This window comes from Streptomyces sp. JW3, assembly GCF_052216785.1.
Lineage (GTDB): Bacteria > Actinomycetota > Actinomycetes > Streptomycetales > Streptomycetaceae > Streptomyces.
The window spans coordinates 12,492-32,639 of the sequence record NZ_JBQOUX010000037.1 but is presented as its reverse complement, the minus strand read 5'-3'; the positions used below and the strand labels follow the sequence as shown (position 1 = coordinate 32,639).

At 72.9% G+C, this 20,148-nt stretch carries 19 protein-coding genes; 7 read left to right on the top strand and 12 right to left on the bottom strand.

Features of this window, described 5'->3' with window-relative positions:
• The 4 genes from ACTT8P_RS17195 to ACTT8P_RS17180 are packed head-to-tail and all read right to left on the bottom strand — an operon-like array spanning position 1 to position 4,054.
• Entirely contained in the window at positions 1 to 1,206 is a 1,206-nt protein-coding gene (locus ACTT8P_RS17195) for a sensor histidine kinase (protein ID WP_361170082.1), read from the bottom strand.
• Positions 1,203 to 2,936 carry a sodium/solute symporter gene (locus ACTT8P_RS17190; RefSeq protein WP_442832523.1) on the bottom strand — a complete coding sequence of 578 codons (1,734 nt, stop codon included), beginning with the start codon at positions 2,934 to 2,936 and terminating at the stop codon, positions 1,203 to 1,205. The genes ACTT8P_RS17195 and ACTT8P_RS17190 overlap by 4 nt, the downstream gene beginning before the upstream one ends.
• A 5-nt stretch (positions 2,937 to 2,941) precedes the next feature.
• Positions 2,942 to 3,301: a hypothetical protein gene (locus tag ACTT8P_RS17185; protein ID WP_442832522.1), complete on the bottom strand. Its 360-nt coding sequence runs from the start codon at positions 3,299 to 3,301 to the stop codon at positions 2,942 to 2,944.
• A 3-nt stretch (positions 3,302 to 3,304) separates the two neighbouring features.
• Positions 3,305 to 4,054: a LytR/AlgR family response regulator transcription factor gene (locus tag ACTT8P_RS17180; protein WP_442832521.1), complete on the bottom strand. Its 750-nt coding sequence runs from the start codon at positions 4,052 to 4,054 to the stop codon at positions 3,305 to 3,307.
• 77 nt (positions 4,055 to 4,131) lie between these two features.
• On the opposite strand from ACTT8P_RS17180, the gene ACTT8P_RS17175 reads away from it, so the two are divergent.
• The 3 genes from ACTT8P_RS17175 (at position 4,132) to rocD (ending at position 6,815) form a co-directional block, all read left to right on the top strand.
• Positions 4,132 to 4,659 (top strand): Lrp/AsnC family transcriptional regulator, encoded by a 528-nt coding sequence (locus ACTT8P_RS17175; RefSeq protein WP_442832520.1) that lies wholly within the window; start codon positions 4,132 to 4,134, stop codon positions 4,657 to 4,659.
• Between the two features lie 126 nt (positions 4,660 to 4,785).
• Positions 4,786 to 5,598: a dimethylargininase gene (gene ddaH / locus ACTT8P_RS17170; RefSeq protein WP_442832519.1), complete on the top strand. Its 813-nt coding sequence runs from the start codon at positions 4,786 to 4,788 to the stop codon at positions 5,596 to 5,598.
• Positions 5,595 to 6,815 carry an ornithine--oxo-acid transaminase gene (gene rocD / locus ACTT8P_RS17165; protein ID WP_442832518.1) on the top strand — a complete coding sequence of 407 codons (1,221 nt, stop codon included), beginning with the start codon at positions 5,595 to 5,597 and terminating at the stop codon, positions 6,813 to 6,815. The genes ddaH and rocD overlap by 4 nt, the downstream gene beginning before the upstream one ends.
• Here the strand turns inward: rocD and ACTT8P_RS17160 are convergent.
• A complete protein-coding gene (locus tag ACTT8P_RS17160; RefSeq protein WP_442832517.1) occupies positions 6,812 to 7,258 on the bottom strand; it encodes an RpiB/LacA/LacB family sugar-phosphate isomerase in 447 nt (148 codons plus the stop codon). The two genes, rocD and ACTT8P_RS17160, sit on opposite strands and share 4 nt — an antisense overlap.
• A gap of 118 nt (positions 7,259 to 7,376) precedes the next feature.
• Between ACTT8P_RS17160 and ACTT8P_RS17155 the strand changes: the two genes are divergently transcribed.
• Positions 7,377 to 8,897, top strand: coding sequence for an MFS transporter (locus tag ACTT8P_RS17155; RefSeq protein ID WP_442832516.1), 1,521 nt, complete (start codon positions 7,377 to 7,379; stop codon positions 8,895 to 8,897).
• Positions 8,898 to 9,183: 286 nt separating this feature from the next.
• The gene (locus tag ACTT8P_RS17150) at positions 9,184 to 10,470 is read left to right on the top strand and encodes a cation:proton antiporter domain-containing protein (protein ID WP_442832515.1); all 1,287 of its coding nucleotides are present in this window, start codon (positions 9,184 to 9,186) and stop codon (positions 10,468 to 10,470) included.
• 112 nt (positions 10,471 to 10,582) lie between these two features.
• Here the strand turns inward: ACTT8P_RS17150 and ACTT8P_RS17145 are convergent, their stop codons facing one another.
• Entirely contained in the window at positions 10,583 to 11,239 is a 657-nt protein-coding gene (locus ACTT8P_RS17145) for a TetR family transcriptional regulator (protein WP_442832514.1), read from the bottom strand.
• 59 nt (positions 11,240 to 11,298) lie between these two features.
• Here ACTT8P_RS17145 and ACTT8P_RS17140 point away from each other — a divergent pair, with 59 nt between their 5' ends.
• Both ACTT8P_RS17140 and ACTT8P_RS17135 read left to right on the top strand, forming a co-directional pair.
• Positions 11,299 to 12,207, top strand: coding sequence for an SDR family NAD(P)-dependent oxidoreductase (locus ACTT8P_RS17140; protein WP_442832513.1), 909 nt, complete (start codon positions 11,299 to 11,301; stop codon positions 12,205 to 12,207).
• Between the two features lie 130 nt (positions 12,208 to 12,337).
• On the top strand, positions 12,338 to 13,303 hold the full coding sequence (locus ACTT8P_RS17135; RefSeq protein ID WP_442832512.1) for a YihY/virulence factor BrkB family protein: 966 nt from the start codon (positions 12,338 to 12,340) through the stop codon (positions 13,301 to 13,303).
• 67 nt (positions 13,304 to 13,370) lie between these two features.
• On the opposite strand, the gene ACTT8P_RS17130 is transcribed toward ACTT8P_RS17135, so the two are convergent.
• The 6 genes from ACTT8P_RS17130 to ACTT8P_RS17105 form a co-directional block, all read right to left on the bottom strand.
• Positions 13,371 to 15,272: an ABC transporter ATP-binding protein gene (locus tag ACTT8P_RS17130; protein ID WP_442832511.1), complete on the bottom strand. Its 1,902-nt coding sequence runs from the start codon at positions 15,270 to 15,272 to the stop codon at positions 13,371 to 13,373.
• Between the two features lie 99 nt (positions 15,273 to 15,371).
• A complete protein-coding gene (locus ACTT8P_RS17125) occupies positions 15,372 to 16,637 on the bottom strand; it encodes a beta-ketoacyl-[acyl-carrier-protein] synthase family protein (RefSeq protein ID WP_442832510.1) in 1,266 nt (421 codons plus the stop codon).
• Positions 16,634 to 16,891 carry an acyl carrier protein gene (locus tag ACTT8P_RS17120; RefSeq protein ID WP_442832509.1) on the bottom strand — a complete coding sequence of 86 codons (258 nt, stop codon included), beginning with the start codon at positions 16,889 to 16,891 and terminating at the stop codon, positions 16,634 to 16,636. The genes ACTT8P_RS17125 and ACTT8P_RS17120 overlap by 4 nt, the downstream gene beginning before the upstream one ends.
• 151 nt (positions 16,892 to 17,042) lie before the next feature.
• Positions 17,043 to 18,161, bottom strand: coding sequence for a 2-oxo acid dehydrogenase subunit E2 (locus tag ACTT8P_RS17115; protein WP_442832508.1), 1,119 nt, complete (start codon positions 18,159 to 18,161; stop codon positions 17,043 to 17,045).
• Entirely contained in the window at positions 18,158 to 19,171 is a 1,014-nt protein-coding gene (locus ACTT8P_RS17110; RefSeq protein WP_442832507.1) for an alpha-ketoacid dehydrogenase subunit beta, read from the bottom strand. Before ACTT8P_RS17110 ends, ACTT8P_RS17115 begins: the two co-directional genes overlap by 4 nt.
• Positions 19,168 to 20,148 (bottom strand): thiamine pyrophosphate-dependent dehydrogenase E1 component subunit alpha, encoded by a 981-nt coding sequence (locus ACTT8P_RS17105; RefSeq protein ID WP_442832506.1) that lies wholly within the window; start codon positions 20,146 to 20,148, stop codon positions 19,168 to 19,170. The genes ACTT8P_RS17110 and ACTT8P_RS17105 overlap by 4 nt, the downstream gene beginning before the upstream one ends.

Genomic DNA, 20,148 nt, shown 5'->3' with positions numbered 1-20,148 from the left:
TCAGGTGCGGCGCGGCCGGGCGGCCGAGTGGACGCCCGGCTGGTACTTCGGCAGCCGGACGGTGATCTTCATGCCCGCGCCGACGGCCGTCTCGATGACGAGTGCGTGCTCCTCCCCGTACACCTGGCGGAGCCGGTCGTCGACGTTGGACAGGCCGATGCCGCCGGACGGGCTGACCTCGCGGGCGAGGATGGCGCGGAGCAGGGCGGGGTCCATGCCGGCGCCGTCGTCCTCGATGACGACGAGCGCCTCGGCGCCCGCGTCCTGCGCGGTGATCTGGATCCGGCAGGTGCCGGACTTGCCCTCCAGGCCGTGTTTGACGGCGTTCTCCACCAGCGGCTGGAGGCAGAGGAAGGGCAGCGCGACCGGCAGTACCTCGGGGGCGATCTGGAGGGTGACGGCGAGCCGGTCGCCGAAGCGGGCCCGGACCAGCGCCAGGTAGTGGTCGATGGCGTGCAGTTCGTCGGCGAGGGTGGTGAAGTCGCCGTGCCGGCGGAACGAGTAGCGGGTGAAGTCGGCGAACTCCAGCAGCAGTTCGCGGGCGCGTTCGGGGTCGGTGCGGACGAAGGACGCGATCACCGCGAGCGAGTTGAAGATGAAGTGCGGGGAGATCTGCGCCCGTAGCGCCTTGATCTCGGCCTCGATGAGCCGGGTGCGGGAGCGGTCGAGGTCGGCGAGTTCCAGTTGTACGGAGATCCAGCGGGCGACCTCGCCGGCCGCCCGGACCAGGACGGCGGACTCGCGGGGCGCGCAGGCCACCAGCGTGCCGTGCACCCGGTCGTCGACGGTGAGCGGGGTGACCACGGCCCAGCGCACCGCGCAGTCGGGGGTGGCGCAGCTGAGCGGGAACGCCTCGCCGCGGCCGGTCTGGAGCGGGCCGGCCAGCAGTTCCATGATCTCGGTGCGGTGGTGGGCGCCGGCGCCGTCCCAGACCAGGACCTGTTCGGTGTCGGTCAGGCAGAGCGCGTCGGTGCCGAGCAGGGTGCGCAGCTTGCGGGCGGATTTGCGGGCGGTCTCCTCGGTCAGTCCGGCCCGCAGCGGGGGCGCGGCCAGGGAGGCGGTGTGCAGGGTCTGGAAGGTGGCGTGCTCGACGGGGGTGCCCAGGTCGCCGAGGCTCTCGGGGCGGGCGGTGCGCCGGCCCAGCCAGAAGCCGGCCGCGAGCAGCGGCAGCACGGCGACGCAGAGGCCGGCCAGGAATCCGCTCATGACGCCGCCGCCTCCCGGCTCAGGTCCTGGGTGTGCAGTTCCTCCGGCAGGTGGAAGCGGGCCAGGACCGCCGCCGTGCCGGCCGGCACCCGGCCGGGGGTGGCCAGCGAGACCAGGACCATGGTGAGGAAGCCGAGCGGCACCGACCAGAGCGCGGGCCAGGCCAGCAGCGCGTGCAGCGCGCCGGGGCCGGGGAAGCCGGCCATCGTCGCGGCCACGGCGAGCAGCGCGGAGCCGCCGCCGACCAGCATTCCGGCCGCCGCGCCGGGCGGGGTCAGCCGCCGCCACCAGATGCCGAGGACGAGGAGCGGGCAGAAGGACGAGGCGGAGACGGCGAAGGCGAGGCCCACCGCGTCGGCCACCGGCAGTCCGCCCACCAGGACGCTGGCCGCGAGCGGCACGGCCATGGCGAGGAGGGTGCCGAGCCGGAAGTGGCGTACGCCGCGGGTGGGCAGTACGTCCTGGGTGAGGACGCCGGCGACGGCCATGGTCAGGCCGGACGCGGTGGACAGGAACGCGGCGAAGGCGCCGCCCGCCACCAGCGCGCCGAGCAGGTCGCCGCCCACTGACCCGATCATGCGGTCGGGCAGCAGGAGTACGGCGGCGTCGGCGTCGCCGGTGAGGGTGAGTTCGGGGGCGTAGAGGCGGCCGAGGGCGCCGTAGACGGGCGGCAGCAGGTAGAAGGCGCCGATCAGGCCGAGGACGGCGACGGTGGTGCGGCGGGCGGCGACACCGTGCGGGCTGGTGTAGAAGCGGACCACGACGTGCGGCAGGCCCATGGTGCCGAGGAAGGTGGCGAGGATCAGGCCGTAGGTGGCGTACAGCGGGCGTTCGGTGCGGCTCTCGGCGCGGGACGGGGACAGCGCGTCGTCGGCGCCGCGGGCGGTGGCGGCGGGGACCGGGGTGTGCGGGGCGAAGGTGAGGCGGGTGCCGGCGTCGACGCGGTGGGTGCCGGCCGGCAGGGTCAGCGGGGTGCCGGCGTGGCGGCGGCCGTCCACGGTGCCGTCGGCGGTGACGGTGAGCGGGGCGTCGAGCTTCAGGATGAGGGTGTCCTGGACCCGGACGGTGCGCTGTTCGCGGAACGCGGCGGGTTCGTCGAAGGCGCGGCTGGGGGCGCCGTCGGCCTGCCAGGCCAGCAGCAGGAAGAGGGCGGGGACCAGCAGGGCGGTCAGTTTGAGCCAGTACTGGAACGCCTGGACGAAGGTGATGCTGCGCATGCCGCCGGCCGCGACGGTGGCGGTGACGACGACGGCGACGATGACTCCGCCGAGCCAGTCGGGGGCGTCGGTCAGCACGGTCAGGGTCAGTCCGGCGCCCTGGAGCTGGGGCAGCAGGTAGAGCCAGCCGACGCCGACCACGAAGGCGCCCGCGAGCCGCCGGACCGCCTGGGAGGCGAGCCGGGCCTCGGCGAAGTCGGGGAGGGTGTAGGCGCCGGAGCGGCGCAGCGGGGCGGCGACGAAGAGGAGCAGGACGAGGTAGCCGGCGGTGTAGCCGACCGGGTACCAGAGCATGTCGGGGCCCTGCACCAGGACCAGCCCGGCGATGCCGAGGAAGGACGCGGCGGAGAGGTACTCGCCGCTGATGGCGGCGGCGTTGAGGCGGGGGCCCACGGTGCGGGAGGCGACGTAGAAGTCGGAGGTGGTGCGGGAGATGCGCAGGCCGAAGGCGCCGACCAGGACGGTGGCGACGACGACGAGGGCGACGGCGGGGACGGCGTAACTCGACTGCACGGCGTCTAGCGGTCCTCGACCAGGCGGACGAAGTCGCGTTCGTTGCGTTCGGCGCGGCGCACGTACCAGCGGGCCAGCAGGACCAGCGGGGCGTACAGGGCGAAGCCGAGGACCGCCCACTCCAGCCGGCGGGCGTCCGGCAGCGCGGCGAACAGCAGCGGGAGCGGGCCGACGAGCAGCACCAGGACGGCGAAGACGGTGAGGGCGGCGCGCAGTTGGGTGCGCATCAGGGAGCGGACGTAGGTGTGGCCGAGGGTGGTCTGCTCGTCGATCTCGGTGCGCGGGCGGTAGTAGCCCGGGGTCCGCCGGGTGCGGCGGGGCGGGCCGGTGACGGTGACGCGGCGCTCGGCCGGGTCCTGGGGCACGGTTCAGGTCCTCCTCATCAGCAGGTCGCGCAGTTCCCGGGCGTGGCGGCGGCTGACCTGGAGCTCCTCGCCGCCGACCAGGACACTGACCGTGCCGGCGTCCAGCCGGAGTTCGCCGATGTGGCGCAGCGCGACGAGGTGGCGACGGTGGATGCGGACGAAGCCGCGGGAGCGCCAGCGGTCCTCCAGGGTGGACAGCGGGATGCGCACCAGGTGGCTGCCCTGTCCGGTGTGCAGACGGGCGTAGTCGCCGCGGGCCTCGACGTGGGTGATGTCGTCGACGGCGACGAAGCGGGTGACGCCGCCGAGTTCGACGGTGATGTGGCCGGAGTCGGGTTCGTGGACCGGGATGCGCGGCAGGGTGCCGGACAGGTCGGCGGCGCGGCGAACGGCCTCGGCGAGGCGTTCGCGGCGGACGGGTTTGAGGACGTAGTCGACGGCCTTGAGGTCGAACGCCTGCACGGCGAAGTCCTCGTGTGCGGTGACGAACACGACCAGCGGGGGCCGGGCGAAGCCGGTGAGCAGCCGGGCCAGGTCCAGGCCGTCCAGGCCGGGCATCTGGATGTCGAGGAAGACGACGTCCAGGGCGTCCGGCCCGTCGGGGCCCGACTCCAGGGCGCGGTTGACGCGGCGCAGCGCCTCGGTGGCGTCGCCGGCGCCCTGGACGGTCGCGATCCGCGGGTCGGCGCCCAGCAGGTACACCAGCTCTTCCAGCGAGGGCCGTTCGTCGTCGACGGCGAGGGCGCGCAGCATGGACGTGGAGTCTAGGGGCGATCCGTACCGGTGAACACGGGCCCGACGTGGACGTATGCGATGGATACAGTGCCCGCATGAACAGCAGGCCGACCTCCTTCGACGAGCTGGACCGGAAGATCGTGACCGCGCTGATGGCCAACGCCCGGTCGTCCTTCGCCGAGATCGGCGCGGAGATCGGGCTGTCCGCGACGGCGGTCAAGCGCCGGGTGGACCGGCTGCGCGAGACCGGTGTGATCACCGGGTTCACGGCCACCGTGCGGCCGTCCGCGCTGGGCTGGCGGACGGAGGCGTACGTGGAGGTGTACTGCGAGGGGGCGGCGCCGCCGCGGCGGCTGGCGGAGGTGGTGCGCAACCATCCGGAGATCACCGCGGCGATGACGGTGACCGGGGGCGCGGACGCGTTGCTGCATGTGCGGGCGCGGGACGTGGAGCACTTCGAGGAGGTGCTGGAGCGGATCAGGGTGGAACCGTTCATCCGGAAGACGATCAGTGTGCTGGTGCTGTCGCACCTGATCCCGGAGAGTCCGGAGGCCGGGGCCAGCCATCCGGTGCCGGAGCCGGTCGTGGAGCCGGTCGCGGGGCGCGCAGCGGAACTGCGCTGAACGGCTGGACGACGCATGATTGCTGCGCGAACACGCAGCTTTCGTTGCTTGTCGGGCGTCTCGGTCTTTTCTTACCGTGGTGACACATCCCGTCACACCCGGTGAGCGAAGCGGAGGAGCACCGCCGTGCCCGAATCCCGTGTGCCGCGCAGGCGGCGTTTCCTGGTCTGCGAGCCCCGGCACTTCGCGGTGCGGTACGCGATCAATCCGTGGATGCGCACCGACCGGCCGGTGGACGTGCTGCGCGCCCTGGACCAGTGGCAGGCGCTGGTCGACGCGTACCGCCGCCGCGGCCACACCGTCGACCTGATCGCGCCGGTGCCCGGCCTGCCCGACATGGTGTTCGCGGCGAACGCGGCGGTGGTGGTCGGCGGCCGGGTGCTCGGCTCCCGCTTCCTGGCGCCCGAGCGGCGCGCCGAGTCGCTGCCGTACGAGGCGTGGTTCAAGGCGCAGGGTTACGACGTGCGGCATCCGGAGTCGGTGTGCGAGGGCGAGGGCGATCTGACGCCGGCCGGGCGGTGGATCCTGGCCGGCACGGGGTTCCGTACGGCGCCCGAGGCGCACCGGGAGGCGCAGGAGTTCTTCGGGGTGCCGGTGATCTCGCTGACGCTGGTGGACCCGTACTTCTACCACCTGGACACGGCGCTGTTCGTCCTCGACGAGGAGAACGTGGCGTACTACCCGGGGGCGTTCAGTCCGGGCAGCCGGGAGGTGCTCGCCCGGCTCTACCCGGACGCGGTGCTCGCGACCCGCGAGGACGCGCTGGCGTTCGGCCTCAACTCCGTGTCCGACGGACGGCATGTGTTCCTCTCGCCGGGGGCGACCGCCCTCGCCGGCCGGCTCGCCGAGCGCGGCCATGTCCCTGTCCCCGTCGACCTGTCCGAGTTCCACAAGGCGGGCGGCGGCATCAAGTGCGTCACTCAGGAGATCCGCTCATGACCACGACCGCGCACCCCCGTACGTCCGCCGAGCTGATCCGCGCGGAACAGCCGGTGCTCGCGCACAACTACCATCCGCTGCCGGTGGTCGTCGCCCGCGCCGAGGGCGTCTGGATGGAGGACGTCGAGGGCCGCCGCTACCTTGACCTGCTGGCCGGCTACTCGGCGCTGAACTTCGGCCACCGCCACCCGGCGCTGGTCGCGGCCGCGCACCGCCAGCTGGACCGGCTCACCCTCACCTCGCGCGCCTTCCACAACGACCGGCTCGCCCTGTTCGCCGAGCGGCTGGCCGCGCTGACCGGCATGGACATGGTGCTGCCGATGAACACCGGCGCGGAGGCGGTGGAGAGCGGCATCAAGGTGGCCCGCAAGTGGGCCTACGAGGTGAAGGGCGTGCCGGCCGACAAGGCGACCATCGTGGTCGCGGCGGACAACTTCCACGGCCGTACGACGACGATCGTCAGCTTCTCCACGGACGAGACGGCGCGGGCCGGGTTCGGGCCGTTCACGCCCGGGTTCCGGATCGTGCCGTACAACGACCTGGCGGCGCTTCGGGCGGCGGTCGACGAGACGACGGCGGCGGTGCTGATCGAGCCGGTCCAGGGCGAGGCGGGGGTGCTGATCCCGGACGACGGCTATCTGGCCGGGGTGCGGGAGGTGACCCGGCGGGCGGGTTGCCTCTTCGTCGCCGACGAGATCCAGTCGGGGCTGGGCCGCACCGGGCACACGCTGGCCGTGCGGCACGAGGCGGTGGTCCCGGACCTGGTGCTGCTCGGCAAGGCGCTGGGCGGCGGGATCGTGCCGGTGTCGGCGGTGGCGGGGCGGCGGGAGGTGCTCGGGGTGCTGCGTCCCGGCGAGCACGGTTCGACCTTCGGCGGCAATCCGCTGGCCGCGGCGGTCGGCACGGCGGTGGTGGAACTGCTGGAGACGGGCGAGTACCAGCGCCGGGCGGCCGAGCTGGGCGCAGTGCTGCGGGACGGGCTGGCGGCGCTGGTCGGGCGGGGCGTGGTGGACTTCCGCGCGCGGGGGCTGTGGGCGGGCGTCGACGTGGATCCGGCACTGGGCACCGGCCGCGAGATCAGCGAGCGGCTGATGCGGGAGGGGGTCCTGGTCAAGGACACCCACGGCTCGACGATCCGGCTGGCACCGCCGCTGACGATCACGGAGGAAGAACTCCGGCAGGCGCTGGGGGCGCTGGAGAAGGTGCTGACAGCCTAGGGCCGGACGTCCATGTTCTCGACGTGTGCGATGCCCGCCCGGTCCTCGGCGTCCTCGCTGGGCTCGGCCGCGAACCAGGCGTCGAGGATCTCCGTCAGCAGCGGGCCCGAGGTCAGCCGCAGGCTGAGGGCCAGGACGTTGGCGTCGTTCCAGCGGCGGGCGCCGTCCGCCGTGTACGCGTCCGCGCACAGGGCCGCGCGCACCCCCGGCACCTTGTTCGCGGCGATCGACGCGCCGGTGCCGGTCCAGCAGCACACCACCGCCTGGTCGGCGCTGCCCGCGGCGACCTCGCGCGCCGCCCGCTCCGAGCACGCCGCCCACTGCGGGTCGGCCCCGGGGCGCAGCGCGCCGTGCGGCAGCACCTCGTGGCCCCGGCCGCGCAACTCCTCCACCAGGAGCCGGGCGACGGGTTCGTCCATGTCCGAGGAAACAGCGATCCGCATGTCCCGCAGCCTACTCGGTGACCCATCCGACACCGACCCGTACGAGTGAGCCCGGCATTTTGTGGCAGGTGCTGTTGGAAAGCATGTGTACAAGCATAAGTTCCGTGTTTGGAGCGGTATGCCCCTGGAAAGGAACGCAGCCACGTCTTCCACCGACAACGGGCCCGTGCCCGATTCAGCGGCGGTCAAGCGTCACCCGGCCCTCTTCCGTGCCATCAGACGCAGGCAGCACCCCCGGCTGCGCCGGTCGGACATCACGGTGACGGACGAGCGGGCGGTCAAGCGGGCGGTGAAGGCCGCCGCGCTCGGCAACGCCATGGAGTGGTTCGACTTCGGCATCTACGCGTATCTGGCCGGCACCATCGGCCGGGTCTTCTTCCCGTCCGGCAGCGACACCGCGCAGTTGCTGTCCTCCTTCGCCACGTTCGCCGTCGCCTTCCTGGTGCGGCCGGTCGGCGGCATGGTGTTCGGGCCGATGGGCGACAAGATCGGCCGCAAGAAGGTCCTCGCGCTGACGATGATCCTGATGGCGATCGGCACCTGCGCGATCGGGCTGCTGCCGACGTACGCCGCGGTCGGTTTCTGGTCGCCGCTGCTGCTGATCCTGTTCCGGCTGCTCCAGGGCTTCTCCACCGGCGGCGAGTACGGCGGCGCGTCCACGTTCATCGCGGAGTACGCCCCCGACAAGCGGCGCGGCTTCTTCGGCAGCTTCCTGGAGCTGGGCACGCTGGCCGGGTACACCGGCGCGGCGTCCTTGGTGACCGCGCTCACCGCGGGGCTCGGCACGGACACGATGGACGCCTGGGGCTGGCGCATCCCGTTCCTGGTCGCCGGACCGCTCGGGGTCGTCGGCCTCTATCTGCGGATGCGGCTGGACGACACCCCCGCCTTCCTGAAGCTGGAGCAGGGGAACGTGCACGTCTCGGACGCGGCGAACGCGGTGGAGACCACCGCCCGGGGCGACCTCGCGAAGATCTTCCGGCAGCACTGGCGGATGCTGGTGCTGTGCGTCGCCCTGGTCGGCGCCTACAACGTCACCGACTACATGCTGCTGTCGTACATGCCGACGTATCTCTCGGACGAGCTGCACTACAGCGAGACGCACGGGCTGCTGATCCTCGTCGTCACCATGGTCGTGCTGATGCTGATCATCAACCAGGTGGGGCGGATCTCCGACCGGTACGGCCGCAAGCCGGTGCTGATGACCGGCATGGTGGGCTTCTTCGTGCTGTCCGCCCCGGCGTTCCTGCTGGTGCGGCAGGGCGGTCTGGTCGCCGTCTCGGCCGGGATGCTGATGCTCGGCCTGTCGCTGGTCTGTCTGCTGGGCACGATGTCGGCGGCGCTGCCGGCGATGTTCCCCACCTCGGTGCGCTACGGCTCCCTGTCGGTCGGCTACAACCTGTCGACGTCGCTGTTCGGCGGCACCACGCCGCTGGTCATCACCGCGCTGATCGGCGCGACCGGCTCGGAGATGATGCCGGCGTACTACGCGATGGCGGCGGCCCTGGTCGGGGTGGTGGCGGTGGCCTGCATGAAGGAGACCGCGCGACAGCCGCTGGAGGGCTCGCCGCCGTCGGTGCAGAGCGAGGCGGAGGCGGCGGCCATCGTGGAGGAGCGGGCTCCCGCGCCGCGATTCTGACGGAGGCCGGCGGATTCGCCGGGTGCGGTGCGGGGCGACGCGCCGACCGGGCCGGGGGATCTTCTCGGCCGACAGCCGGCGGGGACCGGAACCCCGGGAGGGGGCGGCGAGGACCAGGCCGAGGGTCGCGCTATCCGAACGTCCGCATAGCCGTCAACAGCGTCGCCCGGACGTATGCGCGGCCTTTTCCGGCCAATCGCGATGATCTGGGCGCGGCGGCGGAATCCCCTTTCCTGGGACCCCCTGCGCCCTCGCGGACCGCGCCGGACGGACGGAGACGGACCGTATGACAACCGAACAGACCACCTCGCTGCTCGTCGGCCTCGCCCTCATGGTGCTGCTGGCCCGGCTGCTCGGCGCGCTGGCCCGGCGCCTGGGCCAGCCCCCGGTGATCGGCGAGGTCCTGGCCGGCATCCTGCTCGGCCCGACCCTCTTCCACGGGACGCTCTCGGACGCGCTCTTCCCCGACTCCACCCGCCCGCTGCTCAGCGCGCTGGCCGCGGTCGGGGTCGCCGTCTTCATGTTCGTCGTCGGCCTGGACTGGGACGCGGCGCTGATCCGGGGCAGCGGCGCCGTCGCCCCCGCCGTCTCCGTCAGTTCGATCGTGCTGCCCTTCGGCCTGGGCGCGGCCCTCGGCCTCTATCTGCTGGACGACCACGGCACGGGTGACCGGACCGCGTTCATGCTCTTCATGGGCATCTCGATGTCCATCACCGCGTTCCCGGTGCTGGCCCGGATCCTCACCGACCGGGGCATGGTCCGTACGCCGCTGGGCGTGGTGGCGCTGGCCTGCGCCTCGATCGACGACGTCCTCGCCTGGTCGCTGCTGGCCGCCGTCGTCGCGGTCAGCGGCGCCGCGGGCCCCGACCAGTGGCGGATCCTGCTCGCCGTCCCCTACCTGCTCGCCATGCTGTTCGTCCTGCGGCCCGTGCTGCGCCGGCTGGCCGCCCGCGGTACCGGACTCGGCCTCACCCCGACCGTGTTCGCCGGTGTCCTCGTCGGCCTGCTGCTGTCCGCCGCCGCCACCGAGTGGCTGGGCCTGCACTACATCTTCGGCGCGTTCCTGTTCGGTGTGGTCCTGCCGCGCGCCGGCACCCAGCAGCTGAGGCACGAGGTGCACGACCGGCTCGGGCAGATGAGCGGCACCCTGCTGCTGCCGGTGTTCTTCCTGGTCGCCGGCCTTCAGGTGGACCTGTCCGGGGTCGGCGTGGGCGGGCTGGGCGACCTGGCGCTGATCCTGCTGGTGGCCGTGGGCGGGAAGTTCGCCGGCGCGTACGCCGCGGCCCGGCTGAGCCGGATGCCGGTACGGCAGTCCGCCGCGCTGGCCACGCTGATGAACACCCGCGGCCTCACCGAGCTCATCGTCCTGAACGTGGGGCTCCAACTGGGCTTCATCGGGCAGGACCTGTACTCGCTGATGGTGGTCATGGCCGTGGTGACGACCGCGATGGCGGGCCCGTTGCTGACCTGGCTGCTCGGCAGGCGGACCGGTCAGGAGCCGGCCGGCCCGGCCGCCGGCGCCCCCGCGGAACCGGCCGGCAAGGCGCTCGAGGCCGACGGCACCGGCGGGTGAGCGCCCGCCACCACGTTCTTGGTCAGGACCGCGCCCGGCTGTCACGCCGCTTCCCGGCCCTGGTGTCACTCGCCGCCTCTCAAAGGGGCCCCCGGCGGACCGCCGCCGGCCTTCACCGGTCGGTGAAACCCCGCAGGAGGGCGGTGAGCACGCGGCACAGCCGCGGTCCGACCTGCACGACGGCGTGCGCGAGGCGCGGATCGCTCCGGTAGAGCTCCTGGATGTGCGGGCCCGGGGTCGCCATCTGCCACAGGGCGCCCGCCATGCCGGTGGCCGTGGCGATGGTGTCGACGGCCTGCTCCTCGGTCAGCCCGAGCAGCCTGTCCAGGTGCGCGCCGATGCGCTCGACCTCCTCCAGGGTGACGAGCTTGAAGGCGCGCACCGACTCCACCGACACGTTCCGTTCGAGGTTGAGGGGCGCCTGGGCCAGCAGGTCGCAGAAGAGCGGCCGCGCCGTCAGCGTGGTGGCGAACGCCTCGGCGACGGCCTCGGGCGCCCGGTCCGCCGGTGTCGTCCGCAGGCGCTCGCACAGGTCGGCGGACCAGTCCCGCCAGCCCTCGGCGGTGAGCCCGAGGAAGATCTGCTCGCGGGTCTCGAAGTAGCGCAGCAGCGCCGACTTGTGCATGCCGACGGCGGCGGCGATGTCGGTGAGCGTGATCTCGCGGATGCCCCGCTGCGCACCGAGCGCGCGGGCCGCTTCGAGGATCGCGGCCTCGCGCTGCCGCTTGGCCCGCGGGCTGCGGGCGCGCTGGAATCCGGACGCGGTCATGCGGCCATCGTAAGGCAATGGCGTTGCGCTAATAACGCAACGATGTTTTACTAACTGCCATGGAACAACGTCAGCAGTACGAAGGCAGGCCGCCCCAGGGGCAGGTCTGGTTCGTCACCGGGTCCTCGCGCGGCCTCGGCCGGGCCCTGGTCACCGCCGCGCTCGACGCGGGGCACCTGGTCGTGGCCACGGCGCGGCGCCCGGAGCAGCTCGGCGACCTGGTGCGGCGGTACGGCGAGCGGGTCCTGCCGGTCGCCCTGGACGTCACCGACGCCGCGGGCGCGCGGGCCGCCGTGGCGGCGGCGGCCGACCGGTTCGGACGGATCGACGTCCTGGTCAACAACGCCGGGTACGCGAACGTGTCACCGGTGGAGACCACGGACGACGACGACTTCCGTACCCAGTTCGAGACGAACTTCTGGGGCGTCTACCACGTCACCAGGGCGGCCCTCCCGGTGCTGCGCGCCCAGCGCGGCGGGACGGTCGTGCAGGTCTCCTCGGTCGGCGGCCGGGTGGGCGGGTCGCCCGGCATCGCCTCGTACCAGGCGGCCAAGTTCGCCGTCGACGGCTTCAGCCGGGTGCTGGCGGTGGAGACCGCGCCGTTCGGGGTACGGGTCATGGTCGTCGAGCCCAGCGGTTTCGCCACCGACTGGGCCGGGGCGTCTATGACGGTGCGGCCGGTGCCCGCCGCGTACGAGGAGACGGTCGGCCTGATGAACCGCCGGATGCGGCAGAGCGACGCCGGGGCCGCCGGTGATCCGCGACGGGCCGCGGAGATCGTGGTCGAGGCGGCCGGGCGAAAGGTGCCGCCGTCCCATCTGCTGCTGGGCGTCAACGCGGTGGACATGGCGACGGCGTACTCCCGGCGGCAGCTCGCGCAGGCCGCCGCCTGGGCGAACGTCAGCCGCTCGGCCGACTTCGCCGAGCCCTACCCGGCGCCGTTCCCGCCCGACGAGGCAGCGGCGTAGGCCGGTCCGGCCCGGGCCCCGGCCCGCGGTCCGGGGCCCGGGATGACCGGGCCGAACGCGGGCAGTCGGGACGGACCGGAACACGTCACGCGGCCGCCCGCAGGGTCCGCCGCGAGAAGGGGTGGGCGCCGTGGGCACGGCCGTACACGTCCCGCAGACCAGGGACATGCGGGGGGAGGAATTGTCGGGCGACGAAGCGTTCACCGCGCTGCGGCACTACGGCGGCCTGCGGCTGCTGACCGATTCCTTCGCGCGCTTCCGCTACGCGGACGGCTTCACCAACGCGCGGGCGCTCGCCTTCCAGGTGGTGCTCGGACTGGTGCCGTTCACGGTCGCCCTGGTGGGCCTCGCGACCGGCGCGCACACCGAGACGGTGGGCCGCGTCGTCGAACTGACCCTGGGCCGGATCGTGCCGGGCGCCAGCGGCGACGTCGTCGCGGACGCCTTCGAGCGGACCCGGCTCAGCGCCCACGGCGGCGCGTGGAGCACGCTCGCCCTCTGGCTGGGGCTGGGCTTCGCGCTGCTGAACCTCGCCTCGGCCATGGGCCAGATCGAACGCGGCGCCAACCGCATCTACGGCATCGAACGCGACCGGCCGCTCCCCCGCAAGTACGCCCGCGCGCTCGCCCTCGCGGTCACCGCCGGGATGCCGATGGTGCTCGGGTTCGTCGTCCTGGTGGCGGGCGAGGCGGTGGGGGACGCGGTGGTGCGGGCCACCGGCCGGACGGGCGGCGTGCCGGGCTGGTGGAGCGTGCTGGAGGTGCCGGCCGGACTGGCGCTGGCCTGGATCGCCTCCGCGGTGATCTTCCGCTGGTCGCCCCGCCGGGTGCAGCCCGGCTACACCTGGCTGGCCCTTGGCTCCGCCCTCCAGATCCTCCTGTGGGTGACGGCGACCTGGCTGCTGGCGCTGTACGTCGAGGAGAGCGGTTCCTTCGGCGCCCTGTACGGGCCGCTGACCGCGTTCGTCGCCCTGCTGCTGTGGGCCAACCTCACCGCGGTGGCCCTGTTCTTCGGCATCGCGTTCGCCGCCCAGTTGGAGGCGGCCCGCGCGGGCCTCGCCGCCCCGGTCCACCCGGACCCGGGGCCGGGCGACTGACCGGCGTCCGCCGCCGGTCCCGGACCGGACGGTCCGGGGCCGGCGGCGGCAGGCTACGCACTCGTGGCTACGGCCTCGTGGCGGCGGACCGGTCCGGCGCGGGCGCGGGCGGGCCGGCCGGGCCCGGCAGTCCGGGGAGGCCGTCCGCCGGGGAGGCCGGCCCCGGGGCCGGCTCGTCGCTCTCCGCGAGGAAACCGCCGGACTGGTGCTGCCACAGCTTGGCGTAGGCGCCGTCCGCGGCGAGCAGTTCCTGGTGGCTGCCCTGCTCGATCACCCGGCCGCGGTCCAGGACGACGAGCCGGTCCATGCCCGCGACCGTGCTCAGCCGGTGGGCGACGACAAGGGCCGTACGTCCCTCCATCAGCCGCCACAGGGCGTCCTGGACCAGGATCTCGCTCTCCGAGTCCAGCGCGCTGGTCGCCTCGTCGAGCAGCAGGACCGGGGCGTCGCGCAGGATGGCGCGGGCGAGGGCGACCCGCTGGCGCTGGCCGCCGGAGAGTTTCACGCCCCGCTCCCCCACCAGGGTGGCGAAGCCGTCGGGGAGCTGGTCGGCGAACTCCGTGACGTGCGCGGCCTGTGCCGCCGCCCGGATCTCCGCGTCGGTGGCGCCGGGCCGGGCGAAGGCGATGTTGTCGCGCAGGCTGCGGTGGAACATGGCGGGTTCCTGGGGCACGTAGGCGATCAGTGAGCGCAGGTCGGTCTGGCGCAGCGCGCTGATGTCCTGGCCGCCGATCAGGATGCGTCCGCCGTCGAGGTCGGACATCCGCAGCAGCAGCCGGGTGAGGGTGGTCTTGCCGCCGCCGGATCTGCCGACCAGGCCGATCCGCGCCCCGCCGGGCACGTCCAGGTCCAGGCCCTCGAAGATCGGCTTCGCACCGGCGTGCGCGAAGGTCACCGCCTCGAAGCGGATGCCGGTGCCGCGCGGCGCGAGCGGTTCGGGGGCCGCCGCGTCGAGCACCGTGGGCGGGTCCAGGAGCAGTTCGGTGAACTGCGCGGCCTCGGTCATGGAGTTCTCCAGCCGCCGGTAGATCTGGTTGAACTCGAACATGATCTGGGTGGCGTTGGAGTAGTAGGTGAAGGCGACCACGATCCCCTCCACCCCGAGGTCCGGGCCGCCGAGGGCGATGGCGACGAACAGGCCCAGCACGTTGGTCAGCACGGACATCGGGGCGACCAGGACGTCGACGCGCAGATTGCCGTAGTCCCACGACTTGAGGGTCAGGCGCCGGGAGTCCGCGACCCGGCGGCGGTGTTCGTCGGCCTCCCGGCGCTCCGCCGCGAAGGCCCGGATGGTCTCCATGTTGGTCAGGCTGTCGGCGACGTGCCCGGAGACCCGGGCGATCGCCGCCTCCCGGTCGTTGACGAGCGCCTGCCGGCGCCGGATCAGCGGCGTCGCGGCCACCACGGTCAGCCCGATCATCACCAGCAGGCCGACGACGAGCATGGGTTCGTAGCGCCAGAGCACCACGGCGCCGAACAGCAGGGGGACGAGGCTGCCCACGATCCGGTACGTCAGCGTGTCGACGAAGTCCTCGAAGCGCTTGCCGAAGCTGAGCACCCGTTTGGTCAGGGACCCGGCGAAGTTGTCGTGGAAGAACGCCGCGTCCTTGGCGAGGAGTTCATCCATACCGGTGACGTACAGGTGTTCCATGCCGAGGGCGTCCACCCGGTTGAGACAGTGCTGCCCGATCCGCCACACGGCCTCGGCGAGCAGCAGTGTCACGCCGAAACCCAGCACGTACGGCAGTGCCGACGCGAGGGTGAGACCGTGGTCGCCGGCCGCCTGCCCGGCCAGTTTGGCGATGAGCAGGGGCGCGACGTAGCGGATGCCGATGTTGCCGACGGCGGGCAGCAGCAGGGCGGGCAGGGTCAGCCGGCGCAGTCGCAGCAGTTCCCTGCCGTAGTGGCGCAGTGCCAGCAGCACCGCGCTCCTGCCCGGCGTCGGTGCGCGCGTATCTGTTGTTCCCATCACACTCCCGAGAGTCGGAACTCGGAAGTTTCCCGGTGGGAGCGGCCGCCAGTCCAGGCATTTACGGCGGACCAGCCAGAACCGGACAGCGCGTTGACGCTAGGTCCGGCCGGTGTGCTCCCGGGCCGGTTCGGTGGGACAGCTTCGGAAGGCGAGTACGGCGTTGTGGCCGCCGAATCCAAAGGAATGGCTCAGCGCCAGGTCGATGGTCTGGGACCGGCTGGTGCCGGCGACGGCGTTGATCTCGGCGTCTCCTTCCTGGTGTTCGAGGTTGGCCACCGGAGGCACCCGGCCGTGGGCCACGGACAGCGCGGTGATCGCCGCCTCGACCGCTCCGGCGGCGCCCAGCAGATGACCGAGGGTGCCCTTGACGGAGGTCACGGAGGGCCGCTGGGGGAAGAGGCGGCGGATCAGGCGGGCTTCGGCGGCGTCGTTCAGCGGGGTGCTGGTGCCGTGCGCGTTGACGTGCTGGACGTCCGCGGGGCGGGCGCCGGCGTCGTCGAGGGCGCGCTGTACGGCGAGGGCTGCGCCCTTGCCCTCGGGGTCCGGCGCCACGGCGTGGTGCGCGTCGGACGAGGCGCCGTAGCCGGCCAGCAGGGCGTAGCCGGGGCGGCCGCGGGCCTTGGCGGCGGCCGCCGATTCCAGGACCAGCGCCGCCGCGCCCTCCGCCATGACGAAGCCGTCCCGAGCGGTGTCGAAGGGCCGGGAGGCGGCCCCCGGGGCGTCGCCGCGCCGGGACAGGGCGCCCATCCGGTCGAACCCGGTGACCCACAGCGGCTGTACGACCGCGTCGGAGGCCCCGGCGACGGCGATGTCGCAGGCTCCGGAGCGCAGCAGTTGCAGGGCGGTTCCGATGGCGGTGGCGCCGGACGCGCAGGCGGTGACCGTGCACAGCGCCGGGCCCCGGGCGCGGAGGTGGATGGTGAGTTGTCCGGTGGCCATGTTGGGCAGGAACATCGGCAGCAGCAGCGGGGAGACCCGGGCCGTACCGCTGTCGAGCAGTTTGCGGTGCTGTTCCAGCATGGTGCCGGTGCCGCCCGCCGAGCTGCCGAAGACCACCGCGACGCGGTCGCCGTCCCAGTCGGCCGGGTCCAGTCCGGCGTCCGCGACCGCTTCCAGGGCGGCGCAGAGGGCGAACTGGGTGAACCGGTCGTACTGCCAGGGGCGCGAGCCGGGAACGTGACCGCGCGGGGAGAAGTCGGGTACGAGACAGCCGAAGTCGACCGGGAGTCCTTTGAGTTCGGGGATGTGCCGGGCGGTGGGGCGGCCCGCGCACACCCCCTCCCAGCTGGCCTCGCGGCCGGTGCCCGCGGGGGTGACCAGGCCGATTCCGGTGACGGCGACATCGGGCCGGGCGCCGCTCATTCCTTGACGGCCTGGGCGATGAGGTCGGCCACGCCGGCCAGCGTGAGGTCCGGATCCGCTTCGCCGTCCTCCAGCTCGATGCCGAGTTCCTCGGTGAGGACGACGAAGAGCTCCACCACGGCGAGCGAGTCGAGGTCCAGTTGCTCGAAGGTCGCGGTGGGGACGATGGCCTCGCGCGGCACTTCGAACTTGTCGTCGAGGACCGAGGCGAGCAGATCGTAGGCGCGGCTGTGGGGGGTCGTGTCGGTGGTCATGCCAGTGGTGTCCTTTCCGGCGGGCGATACCCCGTGGTGGGTCGATACCTGTGGTGGGTCAATACCCGTGGTGGGTCGATACCCCGTGGTGGGTCGCCGCGGTGGTGGGTCGGGCCGGGTGAGGGGGGCGGCTGTCCGGGTGGGTCCGGCGTCAGCCGAGCTTGGCCGGTGCCTCCAGTTCCTCCTTCAGGTCCCTGAGGAAGGCCATCGCGTCCCCGCCGTTGACCACCCGGTGGTCGTAGACCAGACCGAGGTGGACGAACCGGCGGGCGCGCGGCGTGCCCGCCGCGTCCAGTACCACCTGGTCGTCGACGGCGCCGACGGAGACCACGCAGGTCTGGCCGGGGAAGACGATGGGGGTGGCCAGGATCAGGCCCTCGGTGGTGTGGGGGGCGACCATGATGTTGGCGCCGGTCAGTTCGGCGGCCTGGAACGTGCCGCGGAACGCCTTGCTCCGGAAGCCGGTCAGGAGGTCGGCGATCCGGTCGCTGTCCAGTTGGGCGGCGTCGTGCACCACCGGGGTGTACAGGCCCCGGCCCGCGTCCATGGTGACGCCCACGTGGGCCCGTTCGGCCTCGCGCACCGCGCCCTCGTCGGTGAGCGCGGCGAACATGAGGGGGTGTGCGGCGAGCCGGCGTGCCACCGCCTTGACCAGCAGCACGGGCAGGGAGACGAAACTTCCCGTCCGCTCGGACAGCCGCCGGGCCACTTCCTCCGCAGGGCCGGCGTCGACCTTGGCGTAGGCGGCGGCGGCCGGGACGGTACGCATCGACTCGGTCACCACCGCCCCCACCGCCCGCTGCCGCTTGGACAGTTGGCGCTCCGGGGCGGCGGGCGCCGGAGCGGCTCGCCGCACCAGGCCCTCGACGTCGGCCGTACGGATCACCGTGCGGCCGAGAGCGCGCAGCTCGGCGTCGGACAGACCGTGCCGGTCGGCGAGCGCACGGGCCGCCTTGGTGATGTTCAACTCCGCCTCGGACGACGGTGGCTGCGCCGCCGGGGTGACCGATGTGGTGCGATACGAGTCGCGCTCCTCGGCCGACTCGAAGAGGTAGGCGATCACCTGTCCCGGTGTGCAGTCCTGGCCGCTGTCGACCAGCACGTGCAGGATTCCGGGGCCGGTGCTCTCGATCTCCTCACTGGCCTTGGACGTCTCCACGACCGCCAGCGGCTGCTCGCCCTTGATGCGGCTGCCGTCGGAGACGAGCCACTCGACCAGGGTGTAGCTGGAGTCGTTGGTGTTGAGCGTGGGCAGTTCGATGCCGATCACTTCGTTGCCTCCATGACCGCGCGGTGGATGGTGGACGACTGGGGCAGCACCTCGTGCTCCAGGTGCGTCGCGGTCGGTACGATGCTCGGCTCGGCGCTCAGCAGCAGCACCGGGCGCGCCAGCCGGCCCCACAACTGCTCGTGGAGTCGCTGCGCGACCAGCTCGCCCCAGGTCCCGTCGGCCGTGCCGTCCTCCACGACACAGATCCGCTCGGCCCGGGACAGCACCGGGAGCAGCGCCTTGCTGTCGAAGGGGTAGAGCTGGGAGGGCACCAGCAGTTCGCAGGTGATCTCCTCTTCGAGGAGCAGCGTGCGCAGGGCGGTGACGGCCCGCTCGGTGAGCCCGCCCGGGGCCAGGACGATCCAGTCCGGGGCGCCGCAGTCCGGCGCGAACACCCGGGCGGTCTCGCCGGGGTCGGCGAGCGTCTCGTAGCGGAAGAGGTCGTCCACGACCCCGCCCTCGTACATCGGGCGGGTGTAGAGCACCTTGTCCTCGAAGAGCACCCCGGGCTCCGCACGGTCGAGCATCGCGGTCAGCACGCGGTGGCTGTCGTGGAACGGGGAGACTTCCCGGACCTGGAGGTCGGGGATGCCGAGGAAGTGCTTCTGGAGGCTCTGGCTGTGGGTCGGGCCGTACCCCCGGTTGCCGCCGGTGGGGCAGCGCACGACCATGCTCATCGGCACCCGGCGGCCGTACATCGACACCGATTTTGCGGCGAAGTTCAGCAGCGGGTCGAAGGCCAGCGCGGCGAAGTCGGAGAACATCATCTCGACCACGGACCGGTTGCCGGCCAGCGCCAGGCCCGCGCCCACGCCCGCGATGCCGCCCTCGCTGAGCGGCGAGGAGAGCACCTGCCGCGGGTAGCGGTCGGAGAGCCCTCGGGTCACCTTGAACGCGCCGCCGTAGGGGTCGGCGACGTCCTCGCCGATCACATAGGTGTTCGGATCGTTGCCGAGGAGGGCGTGCAGGGCCCGGTTGAGGTTCTCGGCCACTCGCTCACGGCGGGTCATCGCGCCTCCCAGCGGGACGCCGGCCGCGCCCCGACCTCGCGCACCACGGCGGCGACGGCCTGGGCCTGCGCGTGGTCGGCGGCGGCGAACTGTTCGGGGTGGTGCTGTCGGTAGCGGCGGTACCAGTCGTGTGCCGCCGCCCGGTCCCGGATCTCGGCCGGGCGGGTGTCGTCCCCCTTGCTGTGCGGGCCCACCCGGTGGGTGACGCACTCCACCACGCAGGGCTGGTGCCGGTCGCGGACCCGGTCGACCACGGGCGCGAGGGCGGCGCGCACTTCCCGGACGTCCACGGAGTCGACGCGCAGGTGGCCGATGCCGAAGGCGGCGGCCCGGGCCGCGATGGTGCCGGACAGCTGCCGCTCGGTCGGGGTCGACTGCGCGATGCCGTTGTGCTCCACCACGACGAGTACGGGGACCTGCCACAGCTGGGCCATGTTGAGCGCCTCGTACACCGCGCCCTCGCCCCAGGTGCCGTCGCCGATGTGGACCACCGCGATCCGGCCCGGCTCGGCCCGCTTGAGGTGCAGGCCGACGCCCACGGCCACAGGCAGGCTCTGGCCCTGTACGCCGGTGGACAGATAGCGGTCGCGGTAGATGTGCTGGCTGCCGCCGACTCCGTGGCAGACGGCGCCCGCCCGCCCCATGATCTCGGCCAGCAGGCCGTGCGGGTCGCGGAAGCGGGCCAGGTAGTGGCCGTGCCCGCGATGGTTGCTGAAGACGTAGTCGCCGTCGTCCAGCAGGGGGTAGAGCGCGACGGGCACGTACTCCTGGCCGAGACAGGTGTGCGTGGTGCCGTGCAGCCGGCCCTGGGAGAACAGGTCGAGCAGGGCCAGCTCGAAGTGGCGGATCAGCAGGAGGGTGTCGAGGTCGGGGTCGGACAGCCGGGACAACGGACGGTCCACGACACCGGCTTGGGGTCCGGGATCGAGTCCGGTGCCGGGTGCCAGGCCGACCGCGGACCGGGACGGGGCGTTCAT